The following is a 15,108-nucleotide window of genomic DNA, read 5'->3' as shown; positions in this document are numbered from 1 at the left end:
ACGTCACCGCCCGGGCGGCTCGGCGACCAGCCCGTCCGGGTACGCGGTGAGCTGGTCGGCGTCGTAGAGGGTCAGCGGCACGTCGGCGACCCGTCGCACCCGCTCGTGCGCCGCCATGGCCTCGTAGATGTTCTCGCAGATCCCGATCGGGTGGTCGGAGTCCAGGTTGCGGCGGGTGAAGTAGGCGTCGGTGACGGTGACGACGCCGACGGTGCTGTCGATCTCGACGGCCATCGAGGCGCGGTGGTGCGACCCGGTCCACCAGGTACGGATGCCGGGCACGACCTCGTCCTCGTCGGCGAGCAGCCGGACCCGGTCCCACGCCTCGTGGGTGAGGTGGTGGAGCACCTCCGGCGACAGGGAGGACCAGCGGTCGTCGTGCGGGTGCTTCGTCGTCCGGTGGAAGTGGGTCCACCCCCGCTCGGTCAGGCAGATCTGCGCACGGGGGAAGAACGGCACGTTCGACGTGGTGTAGAGCTGCAACGGGGTCAGCAGGACGTGCGTGATGTCCTCGGGGGCGAGGCCATGGGCGGCCAACTGGTCGGGCAGCCACTGCCCGGGGGCCCGCCGCAGGGCGGCCCGCTCGCCGAGGAAGGTGGCCCACCGCGCGTTCATCGGGCCCAGGTCCCGGGCCGGGCCGGTGCTCACCAGCGCGTTGACGCCCGGGCCCTGGATCAGGACCGCCTGGAAGGCGAGCCGGTACCAGCGGTCCCAGTCCGACATCCAGTACACCTCGGGCCCCGGCACGTCACCGTCACCGAGATGAAGTAGCCGCACGCCGTACATGGCGTTCCTCCTTTCCTTGGGGTCGGCCGGCAGGGGTCGTCGCCGCGCCGTCACGGCCGCAGCACCGCCTTGACCACGTCCTGGCGGCCCCGCATCAGCTCGGTGAAGATGGTGGCCCCGTCGGCGAGGTCGAACGGCGAGGTCCAGTCCAGCGCGACCGTCTCCGCGAGGGCGACCGCGTGGGCGAACTCGGCGCCCGTGTAGCAGTACGAGCCCACGACGTGCTTCTCCTCCCGGACGATCTGCTGTCCGTCGAAGCCGGCGTCGCCGCTGAGCAGGCCCACCCAGACGGCCGTGCCGCCCGGACGCAGGCGCTGCACCGACAGCCGGTGGGTGGCCGCGGCGCCCACCGCGTCGATGATCACGTCGAACTCGCCGGTCAGGGTCGGGCCGACGGCCGCCGCGCCGAGGCGCTCGGCCACCGCCAGGCGGGCCTCGGACAGGTCGCAGACCGTCACCTCGTCCGAGTGCTGGCGGGCGACGAGCAGCGAGACCAGGCCGATCGTGCCGGCGCCCAGGACCGCGATCCGCGCGCCCTCGGCCGGGCGGGCCAGGTTCAGGGCGTGCACGGCGTTCGCCAGCGGTTCGATCATCGCGGCCGTCTCGAACGACATCGTGGGCGCCAGCGGGTGCAGCGCGTGCTCGGGCACCGCCACGTGCTCGGCGAACGCGCCGGGCCGGTGGATGCCGAGGATCTGCCGGCGGCGGCACAACTGCTCGCGGCCGAGGCCGCACAGGTCGCAGGTGCCGCAGCTGAGCAGCGGGTTCACCGTGACCCGACGCCCGTCGCTCGTGGTGCCGGAGAACTCGTGTCCCATGATCAGCGGCGGGCTGCGGAAGTGGGAGTCGCCGATGCCGTGCAGTTCGCTGCCGCAGATGCCGACGGCGCGGACGGCGACGACGACCTCACCGTCGGACGGCACGGGCGGCGCGACGTCGAGCAGTTCCACCGTGTTCGGCCGGGTGAAGACGAGAGCGCGCACCGGTCAGCCCGCCGTGGTCAGCAGGTCGCGCAGGATCTCGGCGGCCCGCCGCTGCAACTGCGGCAGCGACACCGTCGACAGGTACGCGAGGTGGGGGGTCACCAGGGCCCGCGGGTGCCCGGCCAGCTTCGCGGACGTCTGCTCGGGTGGCTCGCTGGCCAGCACGTCGAGCGAGGCGAAGCCCAGCGTGCCGGCGTCGAGCGCCGCCAGCAGGTCGGTCTCGACCACGAGGGCGCCCCGGGCCGTGTTCACCAGGTGGCCGTCGGCCCCGAGCGCGTCGAGCACCGCGCGGTCGACGATCCCGCGCGTCTGTGGCGTCGCGGGCACGTGCAGGGTGAGGTGGTTGACCGCGGCGGCGAGCTCGACCAGCGTCGGGTGCGCCGTGACGCCGGCGGGCACGTCGGGGACGAACGGGTCCCACACGTGCACCGGGAAGCCCAGGGCGAGGGCCCGCGAGGCGACCTCGCGGCCGATGCGGCCGAAGCCGGCGACGCCGACGGGGTCCTGCGCGGGCGGCAGCGCGGGGGCGATGCCCGCGGTGGTCCACCCCACGTCGGCGCACGACCGGCTGGCCGTGGTGAGCCGGCGGTTGTGCGCGTAGACGGCCGCCATGCTGTGGTCGGCGACCTCCGCCAGGCAGTAGTCGTCGACGTTGCGCACCTCGACCCCCCGCCGGGCGGCGGCGGCCAGGTCGATGTTGTCCAGGCCGATGCCGTAGCGCACGACGGCACGCAGCCGGGGCAGCCCGGCCAGCACCCGGTCGGTGATGGGCGCCCACTGCACCAGCAGCCCGTCGGCGTCGCCGGCGACGTCGAGGACGGCGTCCTCGGTCCTGGCGTCGAACCGGCTGACCGCGAAGTCGCCGGCCAGCACGGCTCGTTCGATCGAGCCGTCCCCCAGGTTGGTGTCGGTGATGACGATGTTGGTGGTCACTGTCGTTCCTCGAATCACTAGTCGATGCGCCCCGCGGGGCGGGCGGTGCTACCGGGAGCCGGCGAAGGACGAGTCGTCCCCGAGCCCTTCGGGCCCCATGGCGAGGTAGCCGCCGTCCACCGGCAGTTCGGTGCCGGTGATGAAGCTGGCGTCGGAGGAGCACAGGAAGGCGATGGCGCGGGCCACCTCCACCGGCTCCCCGAGGCGGCGCAGCAGGTGGAACCGGCCCCAGACCGGCTCCCAGGCGGCCCGGTCGCCGCCCGCCGCCCGGCTGACCTCGGGGGTCCAGATCCAGCCGGGGCTCACCACGTTGACGCGGATGCCGTCGGGGGCGAGGTCCATCGCCATGCACCTGGTCAGCGTGACGATCGCGGCCTTCGTCGTGTTGTACGTCCAGCGGGACCGCTGCGCGACGTGCGCCGAGATGCTGGCGGTGTTGACGACCGCCGCGCCCGGGGCGCGGGCCAGCAGGGGGTGGGCCGCCTGCACGACGTTGCTGATGCCCTGCACGTTGACCCGCAGCACGTGGTCCCAGTCGTCACCGGTCACGTCGAGGCCACGGGCCAGGAACGTCGCGGCGCAGTTGACCACGAGGTCGAGGCGTCCGTGCCCCGCCGCCACACCGGCGATCACGTCCTGCACCGCGGCCCGCTCGGCGACGTCGACGACGGCGGCGGTCGCGGCGCCCCCGGCGGCCTCGATCGCGGCGACCGTGGCGGACAGACCGGCCGGGTCGATGTCCATCGCGACCACGTGCACGCCGCGGGCGGCCAACTCCTGCGCCGTCGCGGCCCCGATGCCCGAGGCTGCCCCGGTGACGGCACCGACCCGACCGATCCACTCCATGTGGTTTCCCTTCCTCAGGCCGCCGGTCGGGTGACCGGCGGCGGCGTCAGTTCGTGACCCAGGCGTTGGCGAAGGTGGGCACGCTGTAGCGCAGCCGGCTCGGCTCGTCGTAGTCGGCGCTGTGCATCCGCTTCGACCAGATGAAGCCGATCGGCGCGCTGGTCGTCCACACCCAGGGCAGTTGGGTGGTCAGCACGGTGTCCGCCTCGTTCCACAGTTGCTTGCGCTTGGCCGGGTCGGACTCGGCGCGCGCCGCGGTCACCCGGGCGTCGAACGTCGCGTCGGTGAACCCGCCGGTGTTCAGGTCGCCGCCGGAGTGCAGGAACCGGTAGGGCAGCAGGTCCGGCGTCAGGAAGCCGGCCATGGTCCAGCAGATCGCCTGGTACTTCTTGCCGAAGAAGGCGGCCACCCACGCCGAGTAGTCCAGCGCGTCGAGCTTGACGTCGAAGCCGGCCGCCTTGAGCTGCGCGACGATGACGTCCGTGGCCGGGCGGATGGTGTTGCACGTGTAGGAGAAGCTCGGCTTCCGGCCCGTCGCCGTCTCGTACTCCTTGACCAGCGCCTGGGCTCCGGCCAGGTCGAAGCCCGGGTCGGCGGCCGTGCCGTGGAAGGCGTTCCCCTCGGGGAACAGGCTGACCGCCGGCTTGCCGAAGCCCTCGGTGGTCAGGTCGACGATCTCCTGCCGGTTGAGCGCCTTGGACACCGCCTGCCGCAGCCGCAGGTCGTCGAACGGCGGCTGGGTCAGGTTGAGGATGACGGCGTCCTGGTCGCCGCCCACCCCCTGGACGAAGTTGACCTGGCTGTCGGCCTTGGCCGTCTGCATCAGGGTGGGGTTGACCGTCGACATCAGGTCGATGTCACCCGCCTGCAACGCCTGGTAGGCGCTCTGCGGGTCGGCGATCGTCTTGATGACGACCTGGTCCAGGTAGACCTGCCGGTCCTTGTTCCAGTAGTTCGGGTTACGCACCAGCTCGACCGGCTTGCCGGGCGACCAGGACTTCAGCTTGAACGGTCCGACGCCGGCCGCGTGGGCCGTGTAGTCGTCGCCGTACTGCTTGAGGGCGGTGGGCGAGGCGACGTAGCCCGCGGTGCCGGAGCCGTCGTAGGCGAAGGCGTACGGCAGGCTGGCGAACGGTTCCTTCAGGCGCAGCAGCACGGTGGTCTCGTCGGGGGCCTCCACCGACTTGACCGACGACAGCAGCGCCGCGGCCGTGGAGCCCTTGGCCATGCCGCGCTCCAGGTTGAACTTCACCGCCTCGGCGTTGAAGGGCGTGCCGTCGCTGAACTGGACCCCGGTGGGCAGGGTCATCGTCCAGGTCAACTTGTCCGGGCTCGCGGTCAGCGACTTGGCGAGATTGGGCTGGGGCTGGTCGCCGAGCTTGGGAACGACCATGAGGGTGTCGTAGATCGACGAGCCGACCAGCGCCATCGCGTTGGCGGATCCCTTGCTGGGGTCGAGGGTCGTCACCTCGACCGCCAGGGCGACCGTCAGCGTCCCGCCGGCCCGGGGCGCGGTGTCGCCACCGGTGTCGCCGGTGCCGGCCTTCGTCGTGCAACTGGTCAGGACCACCGCCAACAGGGGGGTCAGCAGCAGGGCTGTCGCCCGGCCGAAGCGGCGGCGGGCTGGGGGAAAAGGCATGTCGGGGCCTTTCGGATGACGGGTTCGGGGGTGGTGGAACCGTGTCGCGGCGAGCCGGCCGGGCAGCCCGGAGGCGGGGTCAGACCGTGCTGGACGGCTGCGCCGCGACACGCGGGGTGGTCGACGGGAAGGGATGGACGCAGGCCACCTCGTGGCGCGGCGCGACCTGCCGCAGCGGAGGCGACGACGTGGTGCAGGCGGTGGTCACCGACGGGCACAGCGTGGCGAACCGGCAGCCGGCGAGCTGGCGGCCGTCGACGTCCTCGGCGCCGGGGGTGGGCTGGACCCGGGGCGCCCGGGCGGCGGCCAGGTCAAGGGAGGGCACGGAGTCCTGCAACATGACGGAGTAGGGGTGGCGCGGGTCGTGCGCGATGTCGAGGGCGCCGCCCTGTTCCACCACCCGGCCGGCGTACATCACCGCCGTGCGGTCGCACAGCGACGCGACGACGCCCAGGTCGTGCGAGATGAACAGCATGGCCAGCCCCTGCTCGGCGCGCAGCTCGGCCAGCAGTTCCAGGATCTGGGCCTGGATCGAGACGTCCAGCGCGGACACCGGCTCGTCGCAGACGAGGATCTCGGGGCGCAGGATGGTCGCGCGGGCGATCGCCGCGCGCTGGCACTGGCCGCCGGAGACCTCCCGGGGCCGGCGGTGGGCCAGTTGTTCGGTGATGCCCACCCGGTCCAGTTCGGCGAGGGCACGCCGACGCCGCTCGGCGGGGGTGCCGTGCCCGTGCACCCGCAACGGCTCGGCGACCGAGTCGAGCAGGGACCGCTTCGGGTTGAACGACGCCGCCGGGTTCTGGAAGATCGCCTGCACGGACCTGCGCAGCCGGCGGTCGTGCCGCCGCACCGGCTCGCCGTGCAGGAGCAGGGCGCCGCCGCTGAGCGGGACGAGGCCCAGCATGGCCCGGGCGGTGGTGGACTTGCCGCAGCCGGACTCGCCCACCAGGCCGAGGATCTCGCCCCGGTGCAGTTGCACCGAGACCTGCGAGACGGCCTCCACCGGGCCGGTGCCGTAGCGGACCGAGCCGTCCCTGAGTTCGAACACCGGGGCGCTTCGCTCGGCGGTCATTCCGTCACCTCCCTGTCCTGGCGCGGCGCGACCGCCGCGTCGACCGCCGGTTCGCCGGGGTGCCAGCAGGCGAACTCGTGCCCGGCCCCCGCCGCACGCGCCGTCATCGGCGGCTGCGCCGTGCGGCACCGGTCGGACGCGAAGCCGCAGCGGGGCGCGAACCGGCAGCCGGGCGGCGGGTCCAGCAGGTTCGGCGGCAGCCCCGGAATCGGCCTGGGCAGGACCTGCCGCGCCACGTCCGCCCGCGGGATCGCGGCCATGAGGGCGCTGGTGTAGCGCATGCCGGGGCGGGCGAAGACGTCGGCCACGGGACCGCGCTCGGCGATCCGGCCGGCGTACATCACCGCCACCCGGTCGGTGTGCCGGCCCACCACGCCCAGGTCGTGGCTCACCATGACCAGCCCGATGCCGAACTCCCGGCACAGGGCGTCGAACAGGTCGAGGATGCGGGCCTGCACGGTGACGTCCAGGGCGGTCGTGGGCTCGTCCGCGAAGATCAGCTTGGGTCGACCGGCGACGGCCATGGCGATCGCCACCCGCTGCCGCATCCCACCGGACAGCTCGTGGGCCCGGGACCGGGCCCGCTGCGCCGCCAACGGGATGCCCACCGTTTCGAGCAGTTCGACGGCCCGGGTGGCGGCCTGCCGGCGGGTCACCCGGGGATCGCGTCGCACCGCCTCGGCGATCTGCTCCCCGATCGGGGTGATGGGGTGCAGGGCGCTGAGCGGATCCTGGAACACCATGGCGACCTCCCGGCCCCACAGGGCGCGGCGGCGGCGCTCGCTCAGGTCGAGCACGGCGTGGCCGGCGAGCCGGACCTGGCCGGTGACCCGGGCCGCCCTGGTGCGGGTGAGGCCCATCGCGGTACGCGCCAGGACGCTCTTGCCCGAGCCGGACTCACCGACGATCCCCAGCCGCTCGCCGAAGCCGAGGTCGAGGCTGACCCGGTCGACGGCGCGCACCGGCCCGGCCGGGGTCGGGAACTCCACCACGAGGTCACGGATGCTCAGCAGGGCGTCCCCGGTCATCGCACACCGCCCGTCACGGCGTCCGCCCCGGACAGGAACCGGTCGGCGAGCAGGTTCAGGCTGAGGATCGTCAGCAGCATGAACACCGCCGGCACCACGATCAGCAACGGGTCGTTCGCGATGAAGGACCGGCCAAGATTGATCATGCTTCCCCACGAGGGTTGAGGCGAGGGCACGCCCAGGCCCAGAAAGCTCAGACCGCCCTCGATGAGGATCGCGGTGCCGATGCTGACCAGCGCGTACGACAGCACGGCGGTGCGGATGTTCGGCAGCACGTCCCGCCAGAGGATGGACCGGGCCGGGGTGCCGATCACCAGGCTGGCCTCCACGTACTCGCGGCCGGCCACCGCCAGGGTCTGCGCCTTGGCCAGCCGGACGAACACCGGTGTCATCGGCACGGTGATCGCGATCAGCACGTTGGTGATCGAGGCGCCGAGGAACGACGCCAGGGCGAGGGCGAGGATGAGGCCCGGGAAGGCCAGGATCACGTCCACCACGAACGAGACGACCGCGTCGAACCGGCCGCGCAGGTAACCCGCCAGCATGCCCAGCGGCACCCCGACGAGCGCGGCGGCGGCGACCGACCCGAAGCCGATGAACAGGGAGACCCGCGCCCCGGACAGCGCCCGGGCGAGCAGATCGCGCCCGTAGTTGTCCGTGCCGAGCAGGTGCGCGGCGGACGGCCCGCTCAACCGGTCGGCAGCGGCCATCTTCTGGTCGTCGAGGCCGAGCACGGTCGGCAGCAGCAGCATCGACAGGACCAGCAGCACCAGCCAGGCCATGGACAGCAGGTCGGTCACCCGCCACCGCCGGCCCGACCGCGCGGGGGTCTTCGCCGTGGCCGGGGCGGCGGTGGCCGGTGCCGTGGGTGCGACGTCGAGACTCATCGGGTCACCGCCTTGCTTCGCGCCCGCAGCCGCGGGTCGATCAGCCCGTAGATCAGGTCGACCGCCGCGTTGATCAGCACGAACGCGGCGGCGATCACCAGCACCAGGCCCTGCACCTCCGCGTAGTCGCGGGCGCTGACCGAGTGGGCGAGTTCGGCGCCGAGCCCGGGCAGGCTGAACAGGGTCTCCACGATCACGTCCGAGCCGATCAGCACTCCCACGGTGACGCCGACGGAGGTGGTGAGGTTGAGCAGGCTCGGCCGGAAGGCGTGCCGCATGGCGGCGCGGAGCGGCGAGATGCCCTTGGCCCGGGCGACCTGCATGAACTCCTGGCCGTACGTCTCGACCAGGTCGGCGCGCAGCACGCGCTGGTAGAGCGCGAACGGTGCGGCGGCCAGCGTGAGCGAGGGCAGCAGCAGGGAGCCGAGGTGCTGGCCGATCCCCGCGCTGACCGGGACGTAACCGTTGGCCGGGTAGAGCCCGAGCTGGACCGCGAACACCCAGATCAGGACGAATCCGACGACGAAGTTGGGCGTCGACAGGACGGTGAAGACCCACAGGCTCATCCCCCGGTCGACGGCCGAGCCGCGGCGGGCGGCGGCCGCCACGGCGGCGGGGATCGCGGCGGCGATCGCGATGAGCTGGCTGAGCACGATCAGCTCGATCGTGACCGGGGCCCGCTCGGCGATGATCTGGGCGACCGTCTGGTTGGTCGCGTAGGACCGGCCGAGGTCACCCTGCACCGCGTTGCCGAGCCAGCCGAGGAAGCGTTCCAGGAACGGCCGGTCCAGCCCGAGCTGCTCGTGCAGCGCGGCCACCGCCTGCGGCGACGCGGACTCGCCGAGGATCGCCTGGGCAGGGTCTCCGGGCAGCAGGCTGAGGCTGAGGAAGCAGAGCAGCGACACCACGAACAGCACCGCCGCGAGCCGGACGAGCTTCAGCAGCACGGTGCGGGCCAGCGGCCACCCGGGGGTCACGGCGCGACCAGCCCGTGCACGGCGACGGTGTGCCGGCCGGGGCCGAGCCGCAGCTCGGCGCCGCCTTGGCCGGCCGCGACGAGCCGGGCGCCGGCCGGTGCCCGGACGGTGGCGTACGCGGTCGCGGGGATCCGCAGCTCGTGCTCGACCACGTCGCCCACCCAGCGCCACGAGCTGCCGATCGGGCCCGCCGGGCTCTCGTAGGCGGCGCGGGCCCAGCCGAGCGCGGCGGAGTACGCGGCCCGCACCGTGACCTCCCCGGTCCAGGTGGTCTCGGTGGCGTCGATGCCGGCGACGTGCTCGAACAGGAACCGGCCCACGGCACCGAGCGCGCAGTGGTTGAAGGAGTTCATCTCGGCCGTGGCGAGGGTGCCGTCGGGGCGGATGCCGTCCCACTTCTCCCAGATCGTGGTCGCGCCCTGGTCGACCATGTACAGCCAGCTCGGCATCTGCCTGCGCAGCAGGAGTTCGAGCGCGAAGTCCGCGTGCCCGTGCGCGCAGAGCACGGGCAGGACGTGCTCCACGCCGTGGATGCCGGTGGTGACGTGGCCGACCCGTTCGATGGCCGCGCGCAACCGGTCCGCCGCCTCCTGGGCCTCGGCGCCGGTGAGCAGCCCGTATCCGACCGCCTGCGCGTACGCGGCCTGGGTCGCGTCCTCGACGCCGCCGGTCGCGAGCGGGAACGCGGCACGGTACGCGGCACGGATCTCCGCCGCCCGGTCCGCCAGCCGGGCCGCCTCCCGGTCCCTGCCCAGCCAGGCCGCGATCTGGGCGAGCTGGACGAAGGAGCGGTAGCTGTGGGCGGTGTCGACGATGGCGGTCGGGGTGGTCGAGTAGGCGCCGGTGTAGGCGTAGCCCGGGTGCAGCTCCAGGCCGTCGCGTTCCGGCAGCGACAGCCAGTCACCGAAGTCGGCCCCGACCTCGTTGACCCGCAGCCCGGCCGGGTTGGCCCGGTCGACGTGGTCGAGGAAGCGGACCATCGACGCGAACAGCCGCTCGGCGGTCGGCAGGTCCCCGTACCGCTGCACGAGCAGGTGGACGAGGCGGACGAAGCCGTCGGACCAGCCGGGCGCCCCGGGCCGCATGCTGGCGGGCGGGATCGCCGGGGCGTAGTTGCGGATCTCCCCGTCGGGGCCCTGGGTGTCCGCCGCGTCCCGGGCGAACTTCGCCAGGAAGGCGGACACGTCGAAGTGGTACGCGGCGGTCGGCGCGATCGCCCCCGCGTCCCCCAGCCAGCCGAGGCGTTCGTCGCGCTGGGGACAGTCGGTGGCCACTTCGAGGAAGTTGTCACGGATGGTCCACGCCACGTTGGCCGCGAGGCGGGTCAGGTGCTCGTCGGAGCAGGAGAACTCGCCGACCGGGCTGGGCAGTCCGGTGACGGAGACCGCCTCGATCGAGGTGTCGGGCAGCAGGGTGAAGTTGTGGTGCGGCAGCTGGCTGGGCAGGCCCCAGACCTCCGCGTAGCGGAACCCGTGCATGGTGAACGACGTGGCGAGCTGGTGCGGCCCGGCGTCGGGCACCACGAAGCGGTCCTCCTGGAAGGCCCCGCGCAGGTTGTCGCGGTAGACGAGCTGCTCGGGGGTCAGGATCTCGCCGTGGCGCACGATCAACTCGACCGACGGCAGGCATCTCGTGGTGAGCTTCGTCCAACCGACCAGGTTCTGCCCGAAGTCGAAGACGGCCGGGCCCCGGGCGTGTTCGTGCACGAGCCGGCCGGTGTGCGCCTGGTAGGTCGTGATCGGGTCGTGGGGCTGCGGTTCGACCGGGGGCGTGACCCCGGCGAAGGGTTCGGCCGGCGCCCACCCGGCGTCGTCGAAGCCGGCCAGCCGCCAGCCCGGCGGCTCCTGCCGCAGGTCCTGGGACTCACCGCGCAACAGGTCCGTCGCCTGTAGGGCCCCGTGCCCGGCGCGCCAGCCGGCGCCGGTCGAGGCGACCGGCCTGCCGTCGATCTCCAGTTGGGCCAGCAGCGCCGGCCGGTCGCCGTAGAAGCCGGGCTCGCGCAGCAGTCCGAGGCGTCCGGCGTACCAGCCGTTGGCCAGGACGGCCGCCAGGGTGTTGCGGCCCGGACGCAGTGCCGCCCCGCAGTCGAAGGTCTGGTGGTAGACCCGGGTGCGGTAGTCGGTCCAGCCGGGGCGGTACAGCGCGTCGGCGGTCAGCTCGACGCCGTTGAGCCACAGCCGGTACAGCCCGAGCGCGCTCGCGTAGACCCGGGCGGCGCCCACCTCGTCGACGTCGAACTCGTGCCGCAGGTACGGGCAGGGGTCCCAGCTCTCCCGCCGGTAGGTCGGCACGGGTGCGCTGATCCAGGTGGCCGACCAGTCCCCCGGGTCGGTCAGCCCGACCTCGAAGGCCGCCGTCGCGCTGCTGACCGGGCGGCCGGAGCGGTCCGTGGCGGTGACCCGCCAGTAGCGGCGGTCGCGCGAGGCCAGGGGCGGGCCCGCGTACACCGTCCAGGGCCGGGCGCAGGTGGTGGCCCAGGCGAGGTCCCTGTCCGACTCGACCGCCTGTCGGGAGGCCGCCACGGACACCTGGAACCCGCGATCCGGGTCGATCTCCGCGCCGCCCGGCACCGACCACGACAGGTGGGGTGCCGTGCCGGGCACGCCGAGTGGCGCGACCCGCCCACCGACCCGCATCCCGCGCGGCCCGCACCCCGGCTCGGCGGTCATCGCGCGCCGGCCGATGTCGGTTGTTGGCACCGATTGTTTACAGGGATTTTGCACACGCCCGGCATCGTCTGCCAGGCCGCGCTCGACTGTCAAGGATAAGAACATAAGTTCATATACATGAACCTCTTGCCCCGCTCCTCGCTGACCAGCGCATTCCCGAACTCCACCGGAACGTCGCCCGCGCTCCGCGACCGGACAGGAGGCACCTCCACCGTCCGACCGACCCGGCCACCCTTGGTCGCCGGCCTGTCCGGCCGGGCGTCACCCCGCAGGCTGGTGGCGACACCCGAGTTCCGGATCCGCCGGCCGATCGATGGCGTCGGTGCGACGATGAGGGGCGTGGCAACTCCGAGAACCGCCCCGCCCGCCGTCTCGCCGCTCACCGGCGAGCCGATCAAGCGCGCCGACGCCGAGCGGCTCGCGGGGGTGCTGAAGGCGATCGCCGACCCGGCCCGGCTGCGGCTGCTCAGCCTGATCCAGTCTTCCCCGGAAGGCGAGGCGTCCGTCAGCGACCTCACCGCGCCGCTCGGGCTCTCCCAGCCGACCGTGAGCCACCACCTCCGGATCCTCACCGAGGCCGGCCTGCTCGAACGCGAGAAGCGGGGCGTCTGGGCGTATTACCGGCTGGTGCCGTCCGCGATCGCGGCCATCGCCGACCTGTTGACCCCGCCCCGCAAGCGGGCGACGCGCAAGACCCGCTGACCGTCGGCCCGGCCTCCCGTGCGCCCGGCCACCGGGGGCGACCTGGCGGACCGCCGCCCCCGGCGCGCCTACCAGCCCGTCAGCAGCAGGTGGTTGACCGTCAGGGCCACCCCCGCCTGCACGGCGAGCCACGTGCGGCGGTCGGCGGGCGGGATCAGCGCCGCCCCGGCCATCAGCCAGGCGGTGAACGGCAGCCAGATGCGTTCGACCTCGGCCTTGCTGTAGCCGGACAGGTCCGCGGCGACGATCGCCGCCATGGCGGCGAGGGGCAGCAGCCAGGTCGCCCGCTCCGCACCCGGCCGCCGCAGCGCGACCGCCCGCCAGCCGGCCAGCACCGCGCGGCGCAGCAGCACGGCCGCCGCCGGACCGGCGGCGGCGACCACGAGCGCCAGGTTGGCCCAGACCCAGTAGCCGTACGCGCGATCGGCGGCGATGCCCTGGTAGTAGCGCTCGACGACGAGGTGGTAGCCGGTGGGCCACCAGAAGCCGGCGGCCGTGAACGCGGCCACGACCGGTGCCGCCCCGGCGAACGCCCAGCCCACGGTGGGCCGGTGCCGGCCCGCCAGCACGACGACCGCCACGGCGACCGGGGCCATCAGGACGAGCCCGTAGGAGAGGTAGCAGCCGAACGCCAGCACCGCGCCACCGGCGACCGCGCCCGCGGCACGCCCCCGGGTGACACCGTGCGCCAGCAGGGCGACGCCGGTGGCGGTCACCCCGGCGAACAGCCCGTCGGCCGACACCCCGGACCAGACCGCGCCGGGGAACAGCGCCGCGAACGGCAGCACGGCACGGGCCGCCGCACCGCTGCCGAGCAGCCGTACGGTGTGCGGCACCGCGACCGCGACGAGCGCCCCGGCCAGGATGCACAACACCCCGGCCCAACCGCCGCCGCCCAGCCCGGCCCGGTCGAGCCAGACGAAGACGAGCAGCGCCCCCGGCGGGTGACCGGACACGTGCGTGGTCCAGGAGTCCGGCTGGAAGTCGAGGATCCGGGTGGTGAACTCCCCCAGCATGGCCGGGACGTCGGTGACGCCGGGCACCTCGTGCAGATACTCGTGGACGGTGGTGAGCCGGCCGGCGACGCCGCGCCGCCAGCCGTCGACCAGGGCGAGCGACAGCGTCCAGGCCACGGCGGTGGCGTAGGACAACGCCAGCAGCGGCCGCCAGGGCAGCCGGGCGGCCAGCGCCGGTCCCCGCCAGCACACCAGCGCGGCCAGCAGCAGCGCCGCCGGTGTGCCGGGGCCGACGTGCGGCAGCCAGTGCGCGGACAGCGGCGCCGCGCTGGCGTACACCGGGCGGCCCAGCGCGTACAGCACGCCGCCGGTGACGGCGGCCGCCGCGAACAGGCCGAGTGCCGCGGCGGCGGCGATCAGGTCGGCCCGCGGCGGACGCCGCCCCCGCTCCGTCGAGGGGGACGGCACCGCGCCCGGCAGCCGGACGCTCATCCGCGCAGCGGCGCGTGGGCGAACTCCGCGATCCCGGCGGCGAGCCCCACGGCGGCCCGGAACCCGAGCTCGGCCTCCGCCCGGGCGGGCGAGGCGACCACGTGCCGCACGTCGCCGAGCCGGAACTCGCCGGTGACCACGGGCGGGGGCCCGCCGGCGGCCCGCGCCAGCTCCGCGGCCAGCTCACCGACGGTGGCCGGGCGACCGGAGGCGACGTTGTACGCGCGCCAGCCGGTGCGCGTCCCGGTCGCCGCCAGCGCGGCGAGGTTGGCCGCCGCCACGTCGCGCACATGCACGAAGTCGCGGCGCTGGCCGCCGTCCTCGAACACCTGCGGCGCCCGCCCGGCCTCCAGCGCGGAGCGGAAGATCGCCGCGACCCCGCTGTACGGCGTGTCGCGGGGCATCCCGGGCCCGTAGACGTTGTGGTACCGCAGCGCCACGACGCTGCCGCCGGTCTGCCGGGCCCAGGCCGCGGTGAGGTGCTCCTGGGCGACCTTCGTGGCGGCGTACACGCTGCGCGGATCCAGCGGGGCCTCCTCGTCGACCAGTCCCGGGGTGACGGCGAGGCCGCAGCTCGGGCAGCCCGGCTCGAAGCGGCCGGCGGCCAGGTCGGCGACGCCGCGCGGCGCGGGGCGGACCGGGCCGTGCCCGGCGCAGGCGTACGCGCCCTCGCCGTAGACGACCATGGAGCTGGCGAGCACGAGCCGGTGCACGCCCGCGCGGGCCATCGCGGCGAGCAGGACGGCGGTGCCGAGGTCGTTGCAGCCGACGTACTCGGGCAGGTCGTCCAGGTCGACGCCGAGGCCCACCATGGCCGCCTGGTGGACCACCGCGTCGACGCCGGCCAGGGCGTCGGCGACGGCGGGCCGGTCCCGCAGGTCGAGCCGGACGAGCGGGGCCCCCGCCACGGTGTCCGGCAGCGGCAGGCGGTGCGCGCCGGGATGGCCGGCGTCCACGACGGTCACCCGGTGGCCGGCGTCGTGCAGGGCGGTCACGACGTGGGTTCCGATGAATCCGGCGCCGCCGGTAACGAGTACGTGAGTCACGGCGCCGACGGTAGAGCCGGGACGCGGCCGTCCACACCGGCGACGGCCCGTCGTCAGCGGTTCGTAAGAAACTCCGGCCCGGGTCACCGTTC

General features: G+C 74.0%; 13 protein-coding genes. 1 reads left to right on the top strand and 12 read right to left on the bottom strand.

Annotated features, from left to right (window positions below; all coding sequences use genetic code 11):
• Positions 1-3 precede the first annotated feature (3 nt).
• The 10 genes from HDA31_RS10945 to HDA31_RS10900 all read right to left on the bottom strand — a co-directional run bounded on the left by HDA31_RS10945 (position 4) and on the right by HDA31_RS10900 (position 11,850).
• Positions 4-786, bottom strand: a complete 783-nt coding sequence (locus HDA31_RS10945) for an MBL fold metallo-hydrolase (protein WP_043968338.1) — start codon at positions 784-786, stop codon at positions 4-6.
• Between the two features lie 50 nt (positions 787-836).
• Positions 837-1,769, bottom strand: a complete 933-nt coding sequence (locus HDA31_RS10940) for a zinc-dependent alcohol dehydrogenase (RefSeq protein ID WP_178064973.1) — start codon at positions 1,767-1,769, stop codon at positions 837-839.
• 3 nt (positions 1,770-1,772) lie between these two features.
• Positions 1,773-2,702, bottom strand: a complete 930-nt coding sequence (locus HDA31_RS10935; RefSeq protein WP_178064972.1) for an NAD(P)-dependent oxidoreductase — start codon at positions 2,700-2,702, stop codon at positions 1,773-1,775.
• Positions 2,703-2,750: 48 nt separating this feature from the next.
• Entirely contained in the window at positions 2,751-3,548 is a 798-nt protein-coding gene (locus HDA31_RS10930; protein ID WP_178064971.1) for an SDR family oxidoreductase, read from the bottom strand.
• Between the two features lie 46 nt (positions 3,549-3,594).
• Positions 3,595-5,187, bottom strand: coding sequence for an ABC transporter substrate-binding protein (locus HDA31_RS10925; protein ID WP_178064970.1), 1,593 nt, complete (start codon positions 5,185-5,187; stop codon positions 3,595-3,597).
• A 79-nt stretch (positions 5,188-5,266) separates the two neighbouring features.
• Positions 5,267-6,259 carry an ABC transporter ATP-binding protein gene (locus HDA31_RS10920; protein ID WP_178064969.1) on the bottom strand — a complete coding sequence of 331 codons (993 nt, stop codon included), beginning with the start codon at positions 6,257-6,259 and terminating at the stop codon, positions 5,267-5,269.
• On the bottom strand, positions 6,256-7,287 hold the full coding sequence (locus HDA31_RS10915; RefSeq protein WP_178064968.1) for an ABC transporter ATP-binding protein: 1,032 nt from the start codon (positions 7,285-7,287) through the stop codon (positions 6,256-6,258). The genes HDA31_RS10920 and HDA31_RS10915 overlap by 4 nt, the downstream gene beginning before the upstream one ends.
• Positions 7,284-8,174 (bottom strand): ABC transporter permease, encoded by an 891-nt coding sequence (locus HDA31_RS10910; RefSeq protein WP_178064967.1) that lies wholly within the window; start codon positions 8,172-8,174, stop codon positions 7,284-7,286. The genes HDA31_RS10915 and HDA31_RS10910 overlap by 4 nt, the downstream gene beginning before the upstream one ends.
• A complete protein-coding gene (locus HDA31_RS10905) occupies positions 8,171-9,151 on the bottom strand; it encodes an ABC transporter permease (RefSeq protein ID WP_141723664.1) in 981 nt (326 codons plus the stop codon). Before HDA31_RS10905 ends, HDA31_RS10910 begins: the two co-directional genes overlap by 4 nt.
• On the bottom strand, positions 9,148-11,850 hold the full coding sequence (locus HDA31_RS10900) for a family 78 glycoside hydrolase catalytic domain (RefSeq protein WP_178064966.1): 2,703 nt from the start codon (positions 11,848-11,850) through the stop codon (positions 9,148-9,150). The genes HDA31_RS10905 and HDA31_RS10900 overlap by 4 nt, the downstream gene beginning before the upstream one ends.
• A gap of 309 nt (positions 11,851-12,159) precedes the next feature.
• Here HDA31_RS10900 and HDA31_RS10895 point away from each other — a divergent pair, with 309 nt between their 5' ends.
• The gene (locus HDA31_RS10895; protein ID WP_246383868.1) at positions 12,160-12,522 is read left to right on the top strand and encodes an ArsR/SmtB family transcription factor; all 363 of its coding nucleotides are present in this window, start codon (positions 12,160-12,162) and stop codon (positions 12,520-12,522) included.
• A 68-nt stretch (positions 12,523-12,590) separates the two neighbouring features.
• On the opposite strand, the gene HDA31_RS10890 is transcribed toward HDA31_RS10895, so the two are convergent.
• A complete protein-coding gene (locus HDA31_RS10890; RefSeq protein WP_246383866.1) occupies positions 12,591-13,970 on the bottom strand; it encodes a hypothetical protein in 1,380 nt (459 codons plus the stop codon).
• A complete protein-coding gene (locus tag HDA31_RS10885) occupies positions 13,967-15,016 on the bottom strand; it encodes an NAD-dependent epimerase/dehydratase family protein (protein ID WP_246383864.1) in 1,050 nt (349 codons plus the stop codon). Before HDA31_RS10885 ends, HDA31_RS10890 begins: the two co-directional genes overlap by 4 nt.
• Positions 15,017-15,108 lie beyond the last annotated feature (92 nt).

The organism is Micromonospora carbonacea (assembly GCF_014205165.1).
GTDB classification, from domain to species: domain Bacteria; phylum Actinomycetota; class Actinomycetes; order Mycobacteriales; family Micromonosporaceae; genus Micromonospora; species Micromonospora carbonacea.
This window is presented reverse-complemented; position numbering and strand designations above follow the sequence as displayed.